The following is a 4306-nucleotide window of genomic DNA, read 5'->3' on the forward strand; positions in this document are numbered from 1 at the left end:
CCCGCCCCCTTCCCACCACACCCGAAGGGAAGCGCAGCCATGTCCGTAACCGGATTCCCGTCACCCGTCGCCGAGTCGGCCGCCGGGAGGCTGGTCGCCGAGAACCTGGCGGCCGGCTCCTGGAACGACGCGGCGGTCAAGTTCGGCAACACCTTCGGCGCCGTCGCGGGCTTCCTGGGCATCCTGCTGGTGGTCTTCCTGGCCGCCGGTCGGGCCCGGGGCCGCCTGGCCCGACCGCTGGCGGTCGCGGTGTTCCTCGGCCCGGCGGTGCTGCTGCTGGCCGTCGGCCTGGTCGTGCCGCTGGTCCGCACGGTCTACCTCAGCCTCCAGAACGACGACGGCACCCGGTTCGTCGGCGGTGAGAACTTCGGCTGGGCCCTCACCTCCGACTCGGTGCAGAAGGTGCTGGTCAACACGCTGCTCTGGCTGGTGGTCGCGCCGCTCGTGGCGACCGGGCTGGGGCTGGTGCTGGCGCTGCTGGTCGATCGGATGCGTGGCCAGTCGGTGTACAAGTCGCTGATCTTCATGCCGATGGCGATCTCGCTGGTCGGCGCGTCGATCATCTTCAAGTTCGTCTACGAGTCGCGCGGGCCGGGCCAGCCGCAGATCGGCCTGCTCAGCCAACTCGCCGTCGCCGTGGGCTGGGACGATCCGCCGAACTGGCTGCTCTCGCAGCCGCTGAACACCTTCCTGCTGATGGCGGTGATGGTCTGGGTGCAGACCGGCTTCGCGATGGTGGTGCTGTCGGCGGCGATCAAGGCGATCCCGGACGAGGTCGTGGAGGCGGCCCGGCTGGACGGCGCGAGCGGACTGCGGTTGTTCTGGTACGTCACCGTGCCGATGATCCGCACCACGGTGATGGTCGTACTGACCACCGTCATGATCATCACCCTGAAGGCCTTCGACATCGTCCGCACCATGACCGGCGGCAACTTCGGCACCCAGGTGCTGGCCAACGAGATGTACTCGCAGTCCTTCGTGCAGTTCAACTCCGGCCGGGGCAGTGCCCTCGCGGTGCTCCTCTTTCTCGCGGTGCTGCCGCTGGTGGCCTACAACATCGTGCAGCTGCGGAAGGAGCGTGAGGTCCGGTGACCGGGACGGACGGCCGGGAGCGGCCGGTGAAGCGGGTGTGGCCGGTGCGGTCGGTGCGGCCGGTGAAGCGGGTGCGGTCGGCGAAGTCGGCACGGCCGGTGAAGTCGGCACGGCCGGTGTCGCCGGTGCGGAAGGCCTTCAGCAGCCCGCTGGCCTCGGTGTTCGTGATCGCGATGACGGTCCTCTGGACGATCCCGACGCTGGGGCTGCTGGTGACCTCGCTGCGCCCCAAGCAGGACGTGACGGCCAGCGGCTGGTGGAACGCCTTCCTCCACCCGGACCTCGGCCTCGGCAACTACCACTCGGTGCTGTTCGAGGGCGGGTCCGGCGCCTCCACCGGCCTGATGCCCTTCCTGGTCAACTCGCTGGCGATCAGCGTCCCGGCGACGGTCTTCCCGCTGGCACTGGCGGCGATGGCCGCGTACGCGCTGGCCTGGGTGCGGTTCCGGGGGAGCGACGCGGTCTTCTTCACCGTGTTCGCGCTCCAGGTGGTGCCGCTCCAGATGGCGCTCATCCCGCTGCTGCGACTGTTCGCCGGTGGTGCGCACCTGGGCTCGCTGACCCTGATCCCGGCGGTGGACCTGAAGGGCAGCTACGCGCCGGTCTGGCTGGCGCACACCATGTTCGCATTGCCGCTGGCGGTGTTCCTGCTGCACAACTTCATCGCCCAGCTGCCGCGCGACCTGATGGAGGCCGCGGTGGTGGACGGCGCCTCGCACTTCAAGATCTTCCGCTCGATCGTGCTGCCGCTGTGCACCCCGGCGCTGGCCTCGTTCGCGATCTTCCAGTTCCTGTGGGTCTGGAACGACCTGCTGGTGGCACTGACCTTCGCGGGCGGCACACCGGAGGTGGCGCCGATGACGGTGCGGCTGGCGCAGCTGTCCGGCTCGCTCGGCGGGCGCTGGGAGCTGCTCACGGCGGGGGCGTTCCTGTCGATCATCGTTCCGTTGATCGTCTTCTTCAGTCTCCAGCGCTACTTCGTCCGGGGGCTGCTGGCCGGATCGGTGAAGGGGTAGTCGGGGAGTCCTACGGTGGTGAGGGAGTTCTGAACGCGTTCGAAACTGATTTTTGAACCTGTTCAGAATGGTCTACAGTCGGCAGCGGCCGGGCGCTGAGCGTGCCGGTCCGCGGACCGCCCGACGGGTGGCGTCCGCATGCCTGCCGACCACTGAGGGGGACTCATGCCAGGCCCGTCCACGCCTGCCCCGTCCGATTCGCCCCGTCCGACCGAGTCGGCCGACTCGACCTCGCCGGGGTCGACTGAGTCGCTCGATCCGACTGGGTCACCTGACTCGACTGGGTCGCCCGACCTGATTGCGCCGGGGTCGACTGGGTCACCCGACGTGACCAAGTCGCTCGACCTGACCGGGTTGCCTGATTTGGTCGCGCCGGGGTCGACTGAGTCCCCTGACCTGACTGGGTCACCTGACTCGACGGGGTCGCACGATCCGGTCGCGCCCGGGCCGACCGGGTCACCCGACCCGACCAGGTCGCCCGATCCGGTCGCGCCGGGGCCCACCGAGTCGTCCAACCCGTATGACGTGTACGACCCGTACGGTCCGTACCGCCCGGCGGGCACCCGCCCGCAGGGCCGGCCGGGCCCGGGTCGGCCGCCCGGTGTGGCCACGCCCTCGGCCCCCGCGTGGTTGGGCCTCAGCGCCCCCGATCGCCGGGCGGGGGCCACCCGCAAGGTCCTCCTGGCGGCCCTGCTCACCGGCCTGCTGACGGCCTGGCTGCTCTACGACGGTCTGGGGCCCAACCTGCTGCTGCTCGGCGCCGCCACCGCCGTCGGGGCGGGGATCGCCGCCCGGGCGGCCGGGCGCCGGATCCGGCCCTGGACGGCGGTGTGGAGCCTGCTCGCCCTCGCCCTGCTCGCCGTCCCGGCCCGGTGGGACGCCGGCTGGCCCGCGCTGCCGGCCGTGGTCGGCGCGCTCGCACTGGCCTCGCTGGCCCTGCACGGCGGCCGTCGCTGGCCGGGTGTGCTGTTTCCGCTGCCCGGCATCGTGTGGCAGCTGGTGGCCTCGGTGGTCTGGGTCTGGGAGAGCATGGACCGGCGGCCGCTGCCCGGCCGCGACCGGATCGTCCCGGTGCTCAAGGCGCTCGGTGTCGCCGCCGCCCTGCTGACCGTCTTCGGCCTGCTGTTCGCCAGCGCCGACGCCGCCATGGCGGATCTGCTGGGCAGTCTCAGTCCGGATCTCGACCTCGACCAGCTCCCGGGGCGCGGCGCACTGTTCGTGCTCGGGACGGTGACCGTGCTGGGCTTCGCATACATGGCGGCCGGCCCGCGCCGCTGGGACCGCACGGTGATCCGGCCGGGCCGGGAGCGGCGGCGGCTGGAGTGGGCGCTTCCGCTGGTCGCGCTGAACCTGATGTTCGGTGTCTTCGCGGTGATCCAGGCAGTGGTGGTGCTCGGCGGCGCGGACGCCGTGCTGAGCAACACCGGGATGAGCCGCTCCGAGTACGCCCGGGAGGGCTTCTGGCAGCTGAGCGTGATCACCGTGCTGACGCTGGTCGTGGTGGCGGTCGCCAATCGCTGGGCGCCGCGCACCACTGTGGCCGACCGCCGGGTGGCGCGGATCCTGCTCGGGCTGCTCTGCCTGCTGGCCCTGACCGTGGTCGCCTCGGCGCTCGGCCGGATGTGGTTCTACGTGGACGCCTCCGGGCTCACCCGGCTGCGGCTCTGGGTGCTGGTGGTCGAGGTCTGGCTGGGCGCCGTCTTCCTGCTGCTGATCGCTGCCGGACTGACCCGCCGCGCCGGTTGGCTGCCGCGCGTCGTCGTCCTCAGCGGGATGCTCACCGTCGCGGTCTACGGCCTGATGGGCTCGGACGCGATCGTCGCCGAGCAGAACGTCACCCGGTACGAGCGGGCCCTGCGGGACGACCCGCGCACCGCGGCCATCGACCTGCGCAACGTCCGCGGGCTCTCGGCGGACGCGGTGCCCGCCCTGGACCGGCTCCCCGAGCCGCAGCGGAGCTGTGCGCTGCAGCTGATCGGGCAGGGCCTGGGGGCGGAGTCGAAGCCCTGGTACGCGACCAACCTCGCGGCCGTCAGGGCACGGGAGATCCTGGCGGAGCGGCCGCGGGTCGACTCGACGGCGGCCGGCCGTACGACCTGCGAGCAGGCGGGGCTGGCGTACGAGGCCTGGTAGACCGTCCGGAGGCGGAGGCGGAGGCGGAGGCGGGGGCCGCGGACAGCGGTAGGGCCGGCCGGGAG

Annotated in this window: 3 protein-coding genes; all 3 read left to right on the forward strand. The window is 71.8% G+C overall.

The window, feature by feature from the left end; translation table 11 throughout:
• The first annotated feature begins 39 nt into the window (after nt 1–39).
• The 3 genes from ACFU6K_RS32560 (at nt 40) to ACFU6K_RS32570 (ending at nt 4241) form a co-directional block, all read left to right on the forward strand.
• Entirely contained in the window at nt 40–1092 is a 1053-nt protein-coding gene (locus ACFU6K_RS32560) for a carbohydrate ABC transporter permease (protein WP_380669182.1), read from the forward strand.
• Complete coding sequence (locus ACFU6K_RS32565) at nt 1089–2108, forward strand: carbohydrate ABC transporter permease (protein WP_380669184.1); 1020 nt, start codon at nt 1089–1091, stop codon at nt 2106–2108. Before ACFU6K_RS32560 ends, ACFU6K_RS32565 begins: the two co-directional genes overlap by 4 nt.
• 603 nt (nt 2109–2711) lie before the next feature.
• Nucleotides 2712–4241 (forward strand): DUF4153 domain-containing protein, encoded by a 1530-nt coding sequence (locus ACFU6K_RS32570; RefSeq protein WP_380669187.1) that lies wholly within the window; start codon nt 2712–2714, stop codon nt 4239–4241.
• The last annotated feature ends 65 nt before the right edge of the window (nt 4242–4306 follow it).

The organism is Kitasatospora sp. NPDC057512 (genome assembly GCF_042802135.1).
Lineage (GTDB): Bacteria > Actinomycetota > Actinomycetes > Streptomycetales > Streptomycetaceae > Kitasatospora.

Excerpts from the sequence above, each read along its gene's own strand:
- ACFU6K_RS32560 (WP_380669182.1), top strand. The coding sequence starts at position 40 with ATGTCCGTAACCGGATTCCCGTCACCCGTCGCCGAGTCGGCCGCCGGG.